Origin of the sequence: Gordonia sp. N1V, from assembly GCF_029269935.1 — a bacterium.
GTDB classification, from domain to species: domain Bacteria; phylum Actinomycetota; class Actinomycetes; order Mycobacteriales; family Mycobacteriaceae; genus Gordonia; species Gordonia polyisoprenivorans.
Genome location: NZ_JARJDD010000009.1, coordinates 1 through 15,936, shown reverse-complemented (window position 1 = coordinate 15,936; position 15,936 = coordinate 1). Strand labels below are relative to the sequence as shown.

Here is a 15,936-nt window from a genome sequence, read left to right as displayed (position 1 = left end):
CGAAACTACGCCGCAACCTCAAGCCCGGCAACAGGTTTTCGTTCCGGGGGGTTTCACAGGGGAGATGTCACGTCAGTGCGCGACCGGGCTGAGGTCGACCACCCGAACCGACTCGGCACGCCCGGGATGCAGCGCCGTCGCCGGCAGCTGATGCGTCACCACCACCACGGTGCGATCCGGGGCGAACATGCCCGACGACGGGTCGAGAATCCGTGCCAGCAGGCGCTCGGCGTCGGCGGCGTCGAGATGCTCGGTCGGCTCGTCGAGTAGCACGATCGGCGCACGGTGCAGCAACGCCCGCGCAAGCAGCAGTCGCCGGCGCTGGCCACCGCTGAGCGATTCGGCGCCGCCGGTCAGTTCGGTGCCGAGCCCGTCGGGCAGTTCGGCCACCCAGTCGGCCAAACCCACCTCGGCGAGCGCCGCGTGCATCTCCTCGACGGTCACATCCCCGCGGGCGACGCGGAGGTTCTCCTCGAGCGACGTGGAGAAGATGTGCGCCTCCTCGGCGAAATAACATGTCGCCGAACGGATTGTCAGCTGCTGCCCGGCTTCGTCGGCGGCCGTTACCAACCCACCGCGGGCATCGAGCAGACCGGCCATCGTCAACAGCAGCGTCGATTTGCCGATACCACTGGGTCCGACGACGGCCATCCGTGCACCCGGCGTCAGCGTTGCGGTCACACCCGCCTCGGGGCCGAGCACGGCCGCATCCGACCACCCCCAGCGCAGAGCGTCGAGGCGCAGCGTCGCGGGCGCGGCGTGCACAGCGACGTCGTCGATCGCCGCATCCCCGACCGCCGAGTCCTCGCCGATCCGGCGTGCCCCGTCGACGAGTGCCATCACCCGTGCGGCGCTCTGCCGACTGCGCTCGAGTTGGATTCCCGCCTCGGTCAGCGGCGCCGTGGACTCGAAGGACGACAGCGGCAACAGGATCAACACGCCGAGCACCATCGGCGTCAGGAGGCCGGTGGTACTCGACACGCCGGCCAGCGAGCCGGAAACCCCCGAGGCGAGGCCGATCCCGATGACGCAGGCCGCGATCAGCGACGCCCCCAACGAGAGTGGGGTCGCCGCGGCGGCCAGGGCTTCGATGCGTTCGCCCCGGTCGGCAGCCCGGATCGCCTCGGCGTCGGCCTGCCGGGCGGTCGCCAGCACGCTGCGCCGCCGCCGGGAGACGACCAGCTCGGGCGCATGCCACAGGGCGGTGGTGGTCGCCTCGGCGACCGCGGTGTTCGCGCGGGCGGCGTCACCGAGCGCACGATCGGAGCCGCGGGCCGCCAGCCAGGGCGCGATCACCCCGGAGACGATCAGGGCGATCGCGAGGACCAGTGCCGCCCAGCCGGACACCAACGCCATGATCGCCACCGCGGCCGCCGAGGTCGTCAACCCGACGCCGATCGGAATGAACGCCCGGATGAGCGCATTGCCGATCTCGTCGACGTCATCTCCGGTGCGGGTCAACAGATCTCCGCGGCGCAGGGTCACCGAGTAGGCCGGCGATCCCGACGCCAACGCCACGTACAGCCGTTCGCGTGCGGTCGCCATCGCGCCGAGTGCGAGGTCATGGGTGGCCAGCCGCTCCAGGTACCGGAACAGTCCCCGCGAGATGCCCAGCGCGCGAACGGCGGTGATCGCGACCGACAGGTACAGCACCGGCGGCATCTGCCAGGCTCGGGTGATCAGCCACGCCGAGAGCGCAGCGAGCCCCAGCGCCGAGAGGGCACCGGCCACGCCGAGCATCAGCGACCACAGCACCGGCCGGGTGCGCAGACCGAGGAATCCCAACGCGCGGAGCAACGGATCGCGATGCCGCCCAGTGCTTGTTGAGACATCAGAGGTCTCAGCGAGATCAGCGGACACCGAGCACCTCCGGGAGTTCGACGACGTGGTCGGCGTTGGCGCGGGCCACATCGCGATGCGCGACGACGAGCACGGTGTCACCGGCGCGCGCCCGCGCGGCCAGCGCGGCGAGCACCGACTCCTCGCTCGCGGCGTCGAGGTGTGCGGTGGGCTCGTCGAGCAGCAGCAGCGGCGACGGTGAGGCCAGCACCCGGGTCAGCGCGAGTCGCTGCCGCTGTCCCGCGGACAGCCCGACGCCCCCGGTACCGAGCACGGTGTCGGCGCCGTCCGGCAACGAGGCCAGAACCTCGTCGAAACCCGTTGCGGCGCAGGCTCGGTGGAGCTGCGCCGGATCGAGTGCGCCGAAGAGGGCGAGGTTGTAGGCGACTGTGCCGGGCACCACGACCGGCTGCTGGGGCAGCCACGCGACCTGCTCGTGATAGGCGTCGGGTTCGAGTTCGGCCACCGGGATCGACCCGACGAGCACCGACCCCTCGTCGGGGGCGAGCAGTCCGAGGATGGCGGCGAACATCGTCGACTTGCCCGACCCGTTGGGTCCGGTGAACACCGTCAGCTCACCGGGATTCGCGGTCGCCGTGAGCTCGTAGGGCGCCCAGCCGTCCCGGCCGTGCACACCGACGTCGAGCAACCGGATCGGTTCTCCGGCAACGGTGCACGAGCGCGTCCGGCCGACACCCGCACCCGCGGAACCGGAGTCGATGAGATCGAGCACCTCGCCGGCAGCGGTCACCCCGTCGACCGAGTTGTGGAACTGCGCACCGACCTGCCGCAACGGCAGGTAGGCCTCGGGCGCCAGGATGAGTGCGAGAACACCTGCGTACAAGGTCATCTCGCCCGACACCAGACGCAAGCCGATACCGACGGCGACCAACGCCACACTGATGGTCGCGAGGAACTCCAGGACCCCACCGGACAGAAACGCCACCCGCAACGACGACATCGAACTGCGCCGGTGCGCCTGCCCGAGGTCGGCAACCTGCCGGGCGGGCGCGCGAGCGCGATTGAGTGCGCGCAGCGTCGGCAAACCGGTGACCAGGTCGAGCAGTTGAGCGCTGAGCCGGCTCATCGTCGCGAGCTTGCGCTCGGTGCGATCACGTGTCATCAGTCCGATGAGGATCATGAACAGCGGGATCAGCGGCAGCGTGATCACGATGATCACCGCCGACGGCCAGTCGGCGACGGCGATGACGGCCAGCACAGTCGGCGTGACCAGAACCGTCACGATCAGCGCCGGCACATATCCCGACAGATACGGGCCCAGCGCGCCCAGTCCCCGTAGCAGCACCGTCGTCGCGTGTTCGCGGCGCTGCACCAGCTCTCGCGGCGGCGTGCGGTCCGGGTCGGTCAGCACATCCAGGGCGCGGGCGCGCAGCTCGGCGATCGCGGTCGCCGAGGCCCGATGCGCGTACCGATCGTGGCCGAACGAGGTGAGCACGCGGACGGCGACCGCCGCCGCCAGCACCCACAGGTGCACCGACTGTGCGGCCAGGGAACGGCGCGCCGGCTCGGTCACCAACTCCGCGAGGACCGACGCCGTCATCATCGCGGTGACGATCACCGCGACCGTGGTGACCGCCGCCAGCAATGCGGTCACCAGCACATAGCGCCGGGTGGCGGGCGAATACCGCAGCAGGCGGGGATCGAGCGGCGGGCGGGCCCGCCGTGCGCGTCGAGAACCCCCGTCCGCGTCCGCTATTGCCATGCCTTCAACGACAGGCCGGTGGGTGCCGGGATCTGGCCAACGCTGATGCGCTTGCGGAAGACCCAGTAGGTCCACCCCTGATAGGCGATGACGATGGGCGTCATGATCAGCGCGGCGATCGTCATCACGGTCAGCGTGTAATGACTCGACGCGGTGTTGGCGACGGTCAGGTTGTAGGCCGAATCAGTGGTCGACGGAAGCACATTCGGGAACAGCACCGAGAACAGCGTCGCCACGGTCCCGGCGATGGCGATCGAGGTCGCCAGGAAGGCGATGCCCTCGCGCTGCACCTGGGTCGCCGCCACCATCACCAGCGCGGCGACAGCGGCGATGAGCACCGGGATCCACGTCCAGCCGTTGCCGTAGGCGAACTGCGTCCACAGCAGGAACGCCGCGGCCACGACCAGCGTCGGAATGGCCAGCAGCTTGGCGTATCTCATCGCGTCCTGCTGCAGCACGCCGCTGGTCTTGAGTCCGAGGAAGACCGCACCGTGGGTCAGGAACGCGAGCAGCGTGGTGACACCGCCGAGTAGCGCATAGGGATTGAGCAGGTTGAAGAATCCGCCGGTGTACTGGTGCGCGGCGTCGATCGGCAGACCGCGGACGACGTTGGCGAAGGCCACGCCCCACAGCAATGCGGGAATCCACGATCCCAGGCCGATGCCGACGTCGCACCACATCCGCCAGCGCGGGTCGTTGATCTTGCCCCGCCATTCGATGGCCACGACCCGGGTGATCAGTCCGATCAAGATCAGGAACAGCGGCAGGTAGAACGCGGTGAACATCGTTGCATACCAACCACCGAACGCCGCGAACAGCGCACCGCCGGCGGTCAGCAGCCACACCTCGTTGCCGTCCCACACCGGGCCGATGGTGTTGAGCAGCGCACGCCTGCGCTTGTCCGGGTCGGCGGCATCGTCGTCGGCCGCGACCTTCTCGTCGCCACCGGTGTGGCTCGCGCCGAGGAACGGCATCAGCATGCCGACACCGAAGTCGAAGCCCTCGAGAACGAAGTATCCGATGAACAGGACCGCGACGACGATGAACCAGAAGTTTTCGAGTGACATCTGTCCCGCTCCTCAGTACGCGAACGAAAGCTGTTTGGGCTCATCGGAATAGGAGTCGTCGGACTCCACCTCCGGAGCGATGTGGTCATATGCCGCGGGACCCTCGATGGCGTAACGCCGTTGCAGGAGGAACCACACCACACCCAGTCCGCCGTAGAGCAGCGTGAAGCCGATCATGGTGACCCACAGGATCGGTGGCGTGTGGTTGGAGACGCCGTCGGCCACGAGCATGTGTATGCGCAACGGGTCGAGGTTGTTCTCCCAGTTGGGTGCGACCACCCACGGCTGGCGGCCCATCTCGGTGAAGATCCAGCCGGAAGCGTTGGCCAGGAACGGGGTCGGGATCATCCAGAGGGCCAACAGGCCCAGGCGTCTGGATTCGACCACCTTCTTTCGCCGGGTGAACCACAGTCCACCGAAGGCCACGACGACCGATCCGAGCGCCCAGGTGATCATCGCGCGGAATCCCCAGTAGGTGACGAACAGATTGGGGGCGAAGTTCTGGCCGGGCATGTTCAGCGCTTCCTGATATTGCGTCTGCAACTGATTCACGCCCTGCAAAGTTTCACCGAAGCGATGCGTGGCCAGGAAGGACAGCATGCCCGGGATCTCGATGACGTGGTCGATGTCGGCACAATTGTTCTGCCGCCCGATCGAGAGCACCGAGAAACCGGCATTCTCCTGGGTGTTGCACAGCGATTCCGCCGACGCCATCTTCATCGGCTGCTGTTTGAACATGATCTGCGCCTGGAAGTCCCCGGTGATGAACAACAGCACGCCGGCGACGATGGCCACCCAGCACGCGAACCGGGTCACCGGACGCCACAGGCGATGGGCGTCGCGCTCGAGATCCTCTGGGGTGGCATCGATCTGGCTCGGCGAGGTGGTCTTGGGCATCCCCCTCGTGTCGCCGGTGTCGATGGCCACGCGCAACTTCTTGGCGCGCCACATGTTTCGCGACATCCACCAGATACCGATGCCCCCGACGAAGGTGGCCGCGGTCAGCCATGCACCGGCGATCACGTGCGGGAACGCGGCGAGGGTCGTGTTGTTGGTGATGACCGCCCAGAAGTTGTTCATGGCCGGGCGGTTACGCGTTTCATCCCAGGCCACACCCACCGGGTGCTGCATCCACGAGTTCGCGGCGATGATGAAGTACGCCGATGCGGTCACGCCGATCGCGACCAGCCAGATGGTGGCCAGGTGCACCCGACGCGGCAGACGCGACCAGCCGAAGATCCACAGACCGAGGAAGGTCGACTCGAGGAAGAAGGCGATCAGTCCCTCGAGGGCCAGCGGCGCGCCGAACACATCGGCGACGTATCGGCTGTATTCGCTCCAGTTCATTCCGAATTGGAACTCCTGAACGATACCGGTGGCCACACCGAGGGCGAAATTGATCAGGAATAGCTTCCCGAAGAATTTCGTGGCTCGTAACCACTGCTCGTTTCCGGTCTTGTGCCAGACCGTCTGCATGATCGCCACCATCGGCGCGAGACCGATGGTCAACGGGACGAACAAGAAGTGATAAACGGTCGTGATACCGAATTGCCATCGTGACAAATCCAGAGCGTTCAACGTCGCCTCGAATCGCATGGTCGCGTCTCGGGCTGCGAGACGCGGGACGAAAGTTGGCTACTACACCACGTAGTAACCGTACCGGTGACGCTACGCCTGGCCACTCACGCGAACAAGCGCCAAAAGTCCCGTCACCTGGGTTCATTTGTGGGCTGGATCTCGCTGGTGTCCGCGGGGAGAGCCCGCAGACACCAGCCATTATCGGTCAGCAGAAATGGCGCGGTCGACCAAATCGATAAAATCCTGGCAAACTTCCGTCACAGGCAGGGGGTGACCGTTGAGCGCGGTCACCCGCGCGGCGAGGGTGACGCTGCTGATCAGCCACACCGAATCGGCCTCGAGCAGATCGGCCGGACGCAGTACCCGGGTCTCGGTCTGCCAGCCTTCTTCGGCCGCCAACGCGAACGTCGCCACCTGGGTGGTGCCGGGCAGGATGCCGATTTCGGCCGGCGGGGTGACGAGTGTCTTCCCCATCACAGCAACGACCGTCGAGCGCGGACCCTCCAGAATCGCACCCTCGCTGCTGACGTAGATCACATCGTCGTAGCCGTTGTCGGCGGCATGACGCAGCGCAGCCATGTTGGTCGCATAGCTGAGGGTCTTGGCACCGAGCAACTGCCACGGGGCGGCGTCGGCGACATCGATCGAGTAGCCGCGGTCCAGGGTGATCACCGAGACCCCGTTCGCCCGGACCGCTACGACCCGCTCGGCGACCGGACCAACCGTCAGGTACGCCGTCGGCGCCCCGGACTCGGCACCCGCGCCTGCCGGATGAGCTTCCCGCCCACGCGAATAGACAAGGCGTAGAAGACCTTCGGCGAACTCACCGTTGCGGTCGACCCACGTGCGCGTCGCCACCTCGATCGCCGAACGCCACTTCTCGGCATCCGGCTCGGGCAGATCGAGCATCTCCGCGGAGCGGGCCAGACGCTGCAGATGAAGGGTGACGCACCGCGCCCATCCGTCGCGGATCAGCAGCGTCTCGAAGATCCCGTCGCCCCGCACCGCGGCCAGATCGTCGGCATGCAGGAACGGGACCTCGGGATCGAGGACGGTTCCATCGAGGGACACCAGGATGGACTGCGACACTGCGGGCTGGGACTTGTCGGGCTGGGACATGCCGCCACCCTATCGACCCGCCGCGTAGACTCGACTCGTGAGCCGCTCACCCATCCTGACCAGGTATTCCAGCCAGGGCGCGGTCGCCGCTCCCGAGACTCCCACCACTCCGCAGGGCACTGGAGTCGCCTGGCATTACGGCGATCCCCTCGGTGAGCAGCGGGCGGCGGTCCGCGGCGCGGCCATCGTCGACCGCACCGACCGTGCGGTCCTCGAACTCCCCGGCCCCGAACGCCTCACCTGGCTGAACACGATCTGCTCGCAGCAGGTGAGCGACCTCGGTGACCGGTCGAGTGCCGAGGCGCTGTCCCTCGACGCCAACGGCCGAGTCGAGGACCATTTCGTGCTCACCGACGTCGACGAGGTCATCTGGATCGACACCGAGGCCGCACGCGGCGAGGCCCTGCTGACGTTCCTCACCAGGATGGTCTTCTGGGCCAAGGTGCAACCCGCGGCGCGTGCCGACGTCAAGGTCCTCACCCTCATCGGCCCCGACGCGGTGCGCGGACCGATCGCCGATCTCCTCGAGATCGACCCCGACGCCGCGCCCTACCAGGCCGGCGACCTGCCCGAATCCCATCACGAGGACGAGCCGCTCGGCTTCTGGCGGATGATGCCGCCCCTGTCGGAGGGACCGCACACCGACACCTCGCTGCCGATGGTCGACCTCGTCGTACCGGAGTTCCTGCTGCTGCGCTGGTGGGAGCAGCTCACCGAGGCCGGCGCACGGATGGCCGGCAGCTGGGCCTTCGACGCCCTGCGTGTCGCCGCCCGGCGTCCCCGCCTCGGCGTCGACACCGACGAACGCACCATCCCCCACGAGGCGAGATGGATCGGCGGTCCGGAGCGTTTCGGCGCCGTCCACCTCGACAAGGGCTGTTACCGCGGTCAGGAGACCGTCGCTCGCGTGCACAATCTCGGTAAGCCGCCGCGGCAACTCGTGCTGCTGCATCTCGACGGCAGTTCCGATCACCGTCCGCCGCCCGGAACCCCGATCACCGCGGGAGGGCGCACCGTCGGCCGCCTCGGCACCGCCGTCGACCACTTCGACCTCGGCCCCATCGCCCTCGGACTGCTCAAGCGCGGCATCGGCCCCGACGTCGAGTTACTCGTGAATGGCGACGCCGACGAACCCCCGATGGCCGCCCGCGTCGATCCCGACTCCGTGGACGCCGACGACCGGGTCCAGGCGGGCCGGGCGGCCGTCGAACGCCTCCGCGGACGGGCATGACGGTGACCCCGCCCGAGCCGGCACACCAGGGTCAGCCGGACGGGCGCGTCCTGGCGGTCTGCGCGGTCCACGCCGACGTCGACCTCGGCCGGGCGGGCATCAGCGCCATCGACAAGCGCCCCCACGACGGGCGGGTGCAGGTCGGCGAGCTCGGCCTGTTGAACGACCACGTCCGTGACACGAAACACCATGGGGGCCACGACCAGGCCGTCTACGCCTACGACGACCGCGAGGCGCGCCGCTGGGCCGACGAGCTCGGTCGCGACCTGCCCTACGGCTGGTTCGGGGAGAACCTGCGCGTCGACGGCCTGCCCGTCACCGATGCGCTCGTCGGCGAACGCTGGTGGGTCGGGCCACCGGAGGATCCCTCGACCGGCGTCCTGCTGGAGACCACCATCCCCCGGACCCCGTGCCGGACCTTCGCCGTGTGGGCGGGCGAGCCCCGGTGGGTCAAACGGTTCATGCAGCAGGGTGACGTCGGCACCTACCTGCGGGTTCTCACGCCCGGAAGCATCGGGGCCGGCGACGAGATCCGCGTCGTCGCCCGCCCGGACCACGGAGTCACCGTCCGCGATCTGCTGACCGGCACCGACGCCGAGCCCCTACAGACCCTGCTGGCCGCCGACGACCTACCCGCGAAGGTTCGTCGCGAGGCGAGCCGACATCTCGCCCGCGTCGCGAAGGTCTGACGGCCACCGGCCCGAGCACACCGGGAAGGCCCCGGGCAACACCCCATCGCAGCTGGTCGGCGTGCCATTGCCGGGGCAATCCGCGTAATCGCGAAACGCGCGCTAAACTGGTGCCCACGAGATACTCAACTACCGAGAGAACGGGGCCGCCACCAGTTTGGCCGCCCCGTCATTGTGCGAGGGGGTCCCATATGGGCCGCGGCCGGGCTAAAGCAAAGCAGACGAAGGTTGCTCGTCAGCTGAAGTACTCCACTCCCCACACCGACTTCGACAGCTTGCAGCGCGAGTTGTCGGGTTCGGCGGATTCGGCAGACCGCCCGGATCCGGTGGACGAGTGGCTTGAAGAGGACGAGTGGCGTCGCGCCTGAGCGCGACCGCCCTCATTTCGCTCACCCCTTGACGCCGACCGCCCCGGCGTCGTCGTCACGGTAGCGCCACCACAGGCGATCACCGGTTCGTTCATCGAACGCAAGTCTCGAGTGCGTTCGGCGAACGGACCGGTGATCGTTGGTTTCTCAGCGTCTCCCCGGGCGGTTACTTGTAGTAGCGCTTGTCAGAAGCGTGGGTGATCGCCGACGAGGTTCACGCGCCCCGATCCACCCTTGGCCTCGGGATTGCGCTTGATGGTGCCGAGCACCCAGTTGTCGACGTGGCGCGCGGTCAGTACCGCCTGGGCACGATCGGTGTCCTCGGGCGCCACCACGGCCACCATGCCGACACCCATGTTGAAGGTGCGTTCCATCTCGGCCTGCTCGACGCGACCGCGCTGGGCGATCATGGCGAAAATCGGTGCGGGAGTCCAGGTATTGCGTTCGAGTTCGGCCACGAGCCCCGACGGGATGACCCGGGCCAGGTTCTCGGCGAGCCCGCCACCGGTGATGTGGGCGAACGTCCGAACATCGGCCTCGGCCGCCAGCGCGAGGCAATCGCGTGCGTAGATGCGTGTCGGTTCGAGGAGTTCCTCACCGAGGGTGCGACCGAATTCCTCGACATCGCCTCCGAGATCCATGTGGCCCCAATCGAGAAGGACCTTGCGCGCCAGCGAATATCCGTTGGAGTGCAGGCCCGAGGAACCCAGTGCGATCACCGAGTCGCCGGCGCGGACCCGATCCGGCGAGAGCACCTGGTCGGCCTCGACGACGCCCACCGCGGTCGCCGAGAGGTCGTAGTGGTCGTCGCGCATGAGACCGGGATGTTCGGCGGTCTCGCCACCGAGCAGTGCGCAGCCGGCGATCACGCAGCCGTCGGCGATGCCGGCGACGATCTCGGCGACCGTCTCCGGGACCACCTTGCCGATGGCGATGTAGTCCTGCAGGAACAGCGGTTCGGCGCCGCACACCACGAGGTCGTCGACGCACATGGCCACCAGGTCCTGGCCGACGGTGTCGTGTTTGCCGATCGCTTGCGCGACGGCGAGTTTGGTGCCGACGCCGTCGCTCGCCGCGGCGAGTACCGGCTCGCGGTAGTTGCCCTTGAGGGCGAACAGTCCGGAGAATCCACCGAGGCCGCCGAGAACCTCCGGGCGGGTGGCGCGTTTGGCGTGCGGCCCGATCAGCTCGACAGCGCGATCACCGGCGTCGATGTCGACCCCGGCCCCCGCGTACGACAGGCCGCCAGAAGGAAGATCCGCGGAAGGTGAAGTGGACTTCTCGTCAGCCGCATCCTGTTCGCTCACGGGAGACACGCTACCCGAGTGCTTCAGGGCCGCATCACGGCGCTGACGTTGTCATTGGGAGCGGTCAATGGGTCGATCCGGGCGTCGTCGGCGGCGTTGGCGAGCATCTGCTCGAGCACCGCCTTGCCCAGCGACGACTCCTTGGGCAGTTCGATCGGATAGTTGCCGTCGAAGCATGCCGCACACAGCGCCGACGGCTCCTGATGCGTCGCCGCGATCATCTCCTCGGTACTGATGTAGCCGAGCGAATCGGCGCCGATCGCCTGCCGGACGCCCTCGACCATGTGCTCCTCGGACTCCATGCCGTTGGCGATCAGTTCGGCGGGCGAGGCGAAATCGATGCCGTAGAAACAGGGCCAGCGCACCGGACTCGACGCGATACGGACGTGCACCTCGGCCGCACCCGCCTCCCGCAGCATCCGGATCAATGCGCGTTGGGTGTTGCCACGCACGATCGAATCATCAACGACAACAAGACGTTTGCCGCGGATGACCTCTTTGAGCGGGTTCAGCTTGAGACGGATACCGAGCTGACGAATGGTTTGCGACGGCTGGATGAAGGTACGGCCGACGTAGGCGTTCTTCATCAGCCCCTGCCCGTAGGGAATCCCCGACTCCTGGGCGAACCCGACGGCCGCAGGCGTACCCGACTCGGGTACCGGGATCACCAGGTCGCCGACCGCCGGGAACTCGCGGGCCAGCCGCCGCCCGATGTCGACACGCGTGGAATGCACCGAACGGCCGTGGATGACGCTGTCCGGGCGGGCGAGATAGACGTACTCGAAGACGCAGCCGCGTGGCGTCGGCTCGGCGAAACGGGAACTGCGCACGCCGTCGGCGTCGATGGCGAGCAGCTCACCGGGTTCGATGTCACGCACGAACGACGCACCGACGATGTCGAGGGCCGCGGTCTCCGAGGCGACGACCCACCCCCGGTCGAGACGGCCCAGGCACAGCGGGCGGACACCGTGCGGGTCGCGCGCCGCGTACAAGGTGTGCTCATCCATGAAGGTCAGGCAGAAGGCACCGCGCAGGGTGGGGAGCAACTCCATGGCCGCCTGCTCGATGCTGCTGTCGGCGGCACCATGGGCCAGCAGCGCGCCGACGACGTCGGAATCCGAGGTCGCCGCGGTGCTCTTGATGCCGACCTCACGCGCGCGCGCCGCGAGCTCCGCGGTGTTGACCAGATTGCCGTTGTGGCCCAGCGCAACCCCTGTCCCGGCGTCGGTGGTGCGGAAGATCGGCTGGGAGTTCTCCCAGGTGGTCGATCCGGTCGTCGAGTAGCGGCAATGGCCGATCGCGACGTGGCCGACCATCGATGCCAGCGTCTGCTCGTCGAACACCTGGCTGACGAGTCCGAGATCTTTGAAGACCAGCACCTGCGAGCCGTCGCCGACCGCGATCCCGGCGGCCTCCTGACCACGGTGCTGCAGGGCGTAGAGGCCGTAGTACGAGAGCTTCGCGACGTCCTCACCCGGAGCCCAGACACCAAAAACGCCGCACTCCTCGCGCGGCTCGTTCTCGGGTTCGTCGATCGGTCGGCTCGAGGGACATGCCCGCGACGTGGGGGCCAGGAGGTTCCGGCCGGCTATCGACTCTTCGGTCATCGACGATCTCCCTGGGGCTGGGCTCTGGTCTGCACATCCGGACGCGGACACGACGGCCGGATGAGATGTCGGGTCACGATGGTGATCCGATCACGGGCGAGACCGGCCGTGCGGAAGCCAACGCGGCAATGGGCTGGAGACCCTCCGGAGTCTACCGATCGGTACTGCCCCGATGCCAACCGTGCAGCGACGACGCGCCCGACGATATTCCTCCGGGGTGAGCAGGGTCATAGGTCGGGGCGGGGCACCGGCACCAGGGGCAGCCACTGCGCGACCTCGCCCGCGCGGGACCCCGACGCCGTGACCGCACCGGACTCGACGGCATCGGCGAATCGCGCATCCCCCACGACCAGGCTCAACCAGGTGCGCGGGTCGGTCTCCACGACGTTCGGCGGAGTCCCCCGCGTGTGCCGCGGACCCTCGATGCATTGGACGGCCACGTACGGTGGCACTCGGACCTCGACGGAGTTCCCCGGTGCGATGTCCTCCAGCGTGCGCGCGGTCAGCCGGACCGCGGCCGCGAGCGTGGGCCGTGCAGGCGCGGGCAGTTGCTCATCGCGCAACCACTCGACGACAGCGAGTACCGCTGCGCGGGTGTCGGTGGGATCGATGGGTTTTCGGGCGGGCACGCCGCCCATGATGCCTCGCCGTCGATTCACGCCGCCTCGCGGCGGGATCGTTCGGGCACGCGGCCGGGCAGTCAGGACCCATTCCGGTAACGCTCCGGACGAACCCGACGACATCATCAGTACCATTTGTCACACTAACAACGTCAGTAACACGAGCACCACGATCTGGAGTCACCGAATGCCATTGCCGTACGGCCGCAGCCCCCACCGACGCCTCGGCATCCGAACCGTGCTGACCGCGGCGGCCACAGCCGTCGCCCTTCTCGGCGGACTCGCTCAGGCCGGCGGGGCGCAGGCGGCCGACGGATATCCCTACGTGAACCTCGGTGACAGCTACAGCGCAGGCGCATCGGTGTTCCCCCAGGCCACGAGTGCGGCCACCTTCTGCTCGAACTCGAGCGTCAACTACTCCCACCTCGTCGCCAAGCGACGTGGGATGAATGTCGCCGACGTCAGCTGCGCCGGCGCGACGACCGCCGACCTGACCCAGTCGCAGTACCGGTGGCAGGGACCGCAGATCAACGCGTTGGGACCGGCGACCCACTTGATCACCCTGACGATCGGCGCGAACAACAACGGGCTGTTCAGCGACTCGACGTCGGCCTGCCAGCAGGCCTGGCTGTCCGCGCCGCTGTCGGCCGCCCCGTGCCGCGATGCATTCGGCACCTCGTTGGTCGACAAGATCAACACCTCGACCTACCCCGACCTGGTGAATGCGTTGCGCCACATCGACCGCGCCGCCCCGAACGCCCGTGTCGTGCTCGCCGGATATCCGCAGATCTTCCCGGCCGTGGGATCCCCGGTCTGCTCGGCTGCGCTGCTCACCACGCCCGCCGACACCGAATACCTGCACCAGGCCTTCGCCGCCCTCAACGACGCCTTGCGCCGTGCCGCGGCGACGACGCATGCGACCTTCGTCGATATGACGAAGGCGTCCGCAGGCCACGATGCCTGCGCGGGTGATCGGCGCTGGGTCGAGCCGACGCTGGGTGCGGTCAACTTCCCGTCCATGCACGCCAACGCGCGCGGCCAGCAGGCGATGGCCGATCAGGTCGTGGCCGCCCTGCGTTGAGTGCCCTGCGCTGATCGCGCCCGCAACCCGGACGGACCGGGCAGGATTGAGCAATGGGCACCGACGTCAGCACCCAGCAGTTCTCCGGCGCCGACCGGGTGCGTTTTCGCAAGCAGGTCAGCCGGGGCACCGAGGCGATCGCCCGGATGCTCGCCGACGGCTTGTTCACCGACCACGGCGCTCCGCCCGAGCCGTTGCTCGGCATGGAGGTCGAGCTCAATCTCGTCGACGACGAGATGAACCCGGCCATGGCCAACGCCGAGGTGCTCGACGCCATCGCCGACCCCGACTATCAGACCGAACTCGGCCAGTTCAACATCGAGATCAACGTCTCGCCGCGGCCTTTCGTCGACAACGACACGATGTCTCTCGAACAACGGCTGCGCACCTCGCTCAATCGCGCCGAGCAACAGGCCACCCGCGTCGGTACGCACCTCGTCATGATCGGCACGCTGCCCACCCTGCGGACCGAGCACTTCGCACATCAATGGATCTCGGCGAATCCGCGTTACGACCTGCTGAACCAACAGATCTTTGCCGCCCGCGGTGAGGACATCGAGATCGACATCGCCGGGGTCCCGCTCGGCGAGCATCACGTCAGCGAAAGACTGCACACCTCAACCGATTCCATCCTGCCCGAGGCCGCGTGTACGTCCCTGCAACTCCATCTTCGGGTGGCACCGGAGGATTTCGCCGCGCATTGGAATGCCGCGCAGGCGATCGCCGGGGTGCAGGTCGCGCTGGCCGGCAACGCCCCGTTCCTGGCAGGGACAGCGCTGTGGCACGAGAGTCGCATCCCCGTCTTCGAGCAGGCGACCGACACCCGGCCGCTGGAACTGAAGAACCAGGGCGTGCGACCGCGAGTGTGGTTCGGGGAGCGATGGATCAACACGATCTTCGACCTGTTCGAGGAGAACACCCGCTATTTTCCTGCGCTGCTACCGGTGTCGACGGACGTCGATCCGCTCGCCGAACTCGACGCGGGGCGCATCCCTGCGCTCGAGGAACTGCGTCTGCACAACGGCACCGTGTACCGCTGGAACCGGCCGGTCTACGACGTCGTCGACGGGCAGGCCCATTTGCGGGTGGAGAACCGTGTGCTGCCCGCCGGGCCGACCGTCGTCGACACCATGGCCAACGCCGCGTTCTACTACGGGGTGGTCCGCGGTCTCGTGGAGGCCGACCGGCCGCTGTGGTCGCAGATGTCGTTCAATGCCGCTGCCGAGAATCTGCATGCCGGCGCCCGCGGAGGCCTTGAGTCGCAACTGTATTGGCCCGACGTGGGCTGGGTGCGCCCCGACGAGCTCACCCTCCGTCGACTACTCCCCCTCGCCGACGACGGCCTCCGCGCATTCGGAGTCTCCTCCAAAGCGCGTGCCCGCTACCTGTCGGTCATCGAAGGCCGCTGCGTCACAAGACAAACCGGCTCGGTATGGCAGCGTCGGGCAGTCGCCGCACGCGAGCAGGCCGGCGAGGACCGCACCACCGCCCTCCGCGGAATGCTGGCCGACTACGTCACCCACATGCACGAGGGCGAGCCGGTGCACTCCTGGACCCTATGAGCGTCGGCTGACCGGGTCTCGAGGCCGTTCTTTTCGGTGGTCGAGCAGCCCGTCGGATCTTTCGTCCCGGTGGTCGATCAGCCCGTCGGATCTTTCGTCCCAATGGTCGAGGTGCCAAGGAGCGTTAGTGGCGTTCCCTTTCTCC

The 15,936-nt window shown here is 67.9% G+C and carries 13 protein-coding genes; 5 read left to right on the top strand and 8 right to left on the bottom strand.

From position 1 onward, the window contains the following. Positions 1-72 precede the first annotated feature (72 nt). The 5 genes from cydC to P3L18_RS13330 form a co-directional block, all read right to left on the bottom strand. Positions 73-1,797 carry a thiol reductant ABC exporter subunit CydC gene (gene cydC / locus P3L18_RS13350; protein WP_276114410.1) on the bottom strand — a complete coding sequence of 575 codons (1,725 nt, stop codon included), beginning with the start codon at positions 1,795-1,797 and terminating at the stop codon, positions 73-75. Between the two features lie 52 nt (positions 1,798-1,849). Beyond that, entirely contained in the window at positions 1,850-3,562 is a 1,713-nt protein-coding gene (cydD, locus tag P3L18_RS13345; RefSeq protein ID WP_276114317.1) for a thiol reductant ABC exporter subunit CydD, read from the bottom strand. After that, positions 3,553-4,629: a cytochrome d ubiquinol oxidase subunit II gene (gene cydB / locus P3L18_RS13340; RefSeq protein WP_006368131.1), complete on the bottom strand. Its 1,077-nt coding sequence runs from the start codon at positions 4,627-4,629 to the stop codon at positions 3,553-3,555. The genes cydD and cydB overlap by 10 nt, the downstream gene beginning before the upstream one ends. 12 nt (positions 4,630-4,641) lie before the next feature. Further along, positions 4,642-6,207: a cytochrome ubiquinol oxidase subunit I gene (locus P3L18_RS13335; protein ID WP_276114316.1), complete on the bottom strand. Its 1,566-nt coding sequence runs from the start codon at positions 6,205-6,207 to the stop codon at positions 4,642-4,644. Positions 6,208-6,405: 198 nt separating this feature from the next. Continuing rightward, positions 6,406-7,296 carry an aminodeoxychorismate lyase gene (locus P3L18_RS13330; protein WP_271355834.1) on the bottom strand — a complete coding sequence of 297 codons (891 nt, stop codon included), beginning with the start codon at positions 7,294-7,296 and terminating at the stop codon, positions 6,406-6,408. A 67-nt stretch (positions 7,297-7,363) separates the two neighbouring features. Here P3L18_RS13330 and P3L18_RS13325 point away from each other — a divergent pair, with 67 nt between their 5' ends. From P3L18_RS13325 to P3L18_RS13315, 3 genes are all read left to right on the top strand, one after another. Beyond that, positions 7,364-8,557: a folate-binding protein gene (locus tag P3L18_RS13325; protein WP_276114315.1), complete on the top strand. Its 1,194-nt coding sequence runs from the start codon at positions 7,364-7,366 to the stop codon at positions 8,555-8,557. Continuing rightward, positions 8,554-9,246, top strand: a complete 693-nt coding sequence (locus P3L18_RS13320) for an MOSC domain-containing protein (protein WP_079928773.1) — start codon at positions 8,554-8,556, stop codon at positions 9,244-9,246. Before P3L18_RS13325 ends, P3L18_RS13320 begins: the two co-directional genes overlap by 4 nt. A gap of 191 nt (positions 9,247-9,437) precedes the next feature. Next, entirely contained in the window at positions 9,438-9,614 is a 177-nt protein-coding gene (locus tag P3L18_RS13315; protein WP_006368126.1) for a DUF3073 domain-containing protein, read from the top strand. Between the two features lie 185 nt (positions 9,615-9,799). Here P3L18_RS13315 and purM read toward each other — a convergent pair whose 3' ends face one another. The 3 genes from purM to P3L18_RS13300 form a co-directional block, all read right to left on the bottom strand. Continuing rightward, positions 9,800-10,921, bottom strand: coding sequence for a phosphoribosylformylglycinamidine cyclo-ligase (purM, locus tag P3L18_RS13310; protein WP_014361354.1), 1,122 nt, complete (start codon positions 10,919-10,921; stop codon positions 9,800-9,802). Positions 10,922-10,944: 23 nt separating this feature from the next. After that, positions 10,945-12,528, bottom strand: coding sequence for an amidophosphoribosyltransferase (purF, locus tag P3L18_RS13305; protein WP_006368124.1), 1,584 nt, complete (start codon positions 12,526-12,528; stop codon positions 10,945-10,947). Positions 12,529-12,755: 227 nt separating this feature from the next. Then, entirely contained in the window at positions 12,756-13,166 is a 411-nt protein-coding gene (locus tag P3L18_RS13300; protein WP_006368123.1) for a sterol carrier family protein, read from the bottom strand. Between the two features lie 169 nt (positions 13,167-13,335). On the opposite strand from P3L18_RS13300, the gene P3L18_RS13295 reads away from it, so the two are divergent. Together P3L18_RS13295 and P3L18_RS13290 are read left to right on the top strand one after the other, a co-directional pair. Beyond that, positions 13,336-14,229, top strand: coding sequence for an SGNH/GDSL hydrolase family protein (locus tag P3L18_RS13295; RefSeq protein WP_276114314.1), 894 nt, complete (start codon positions 13,336-13,338; stop codon positions 14,227-14,229). 53 nt (positions 14,230-14,282) lie between these two features. Beyond that, the gene (locus tag P3L18_RS13290) at positions 14,283-15,791 is read left to right on the top strand and encodes a hypothetical protein (RefSeq protein WP_014361355.1); all 1,509 of its coding nucleotides are present in this window, start codon (positions 14,283-14,285) and stop codon (positions 15,789-15,791) included. Positions 15,792-15,936 lie beyond the last annotated feature (145 nt).

Excerpts from the sequence above, each read along its gene's own strand:
- cydD (WP_276114317.1), bottom strand. The coding sequence starts at position 3,562 with ATGGCAATAGCGGACGCGGACGGGGGTTCTCGACGCGCACGGCGGGCC.
- cydB (WP_006368131.1), bottom strand. The coding sequence starts at position 4,629 with ATGTCACTCGAAAACTTCTGGTTCATCGTCGTCGCGGTCCTGTTCATC.
- P3L18_RS13320 (WP_079928773.1), top strand. The coding sequence starts at position 8,554 with ATGACGGTGACCCCGCCCGAGCCGGCACACCAGGGTCAGCCGGACGGG.
- P3L18_RS13315 (WP_006368126.1), top strand. The coding sequence starts at position 9,438 with ATGGGCCGCGGCCGGGCTAAAGCAAAGCAGACGAAGGTTGCTCGTCAG.
- purF (WP_006368124.1), bottom strand. The coding sequence starts at position 12,528 with ATGACCGAAGAGTCGATAGCCGGCCGGAACCTCCTGGCCCCCACGTCG.
- P3L18_RS13300 (WP_006368123.1), bottom strand. The coding sequence starts at position 13,166 with ATGGGCGGCGTGCCCGCCCGAAAACCCATCGATCCCACCGACACCCGC.
- P3L18_RS13295 (WP_276114314.1), top strand. The coding sequence starts at position 13,336 with ATGCCATTGCCGTACGGCCGCAGCCCCCACCGACGCCTCGGCATCCGA.
- P3L18_RS13290 (WP_014361355.1), top strand. The coding sequence starts at position 14,283 with ATGGGCACCGACGTCAGCACCCAGCAGTTCTCCGGCGCCGACCGGGTG.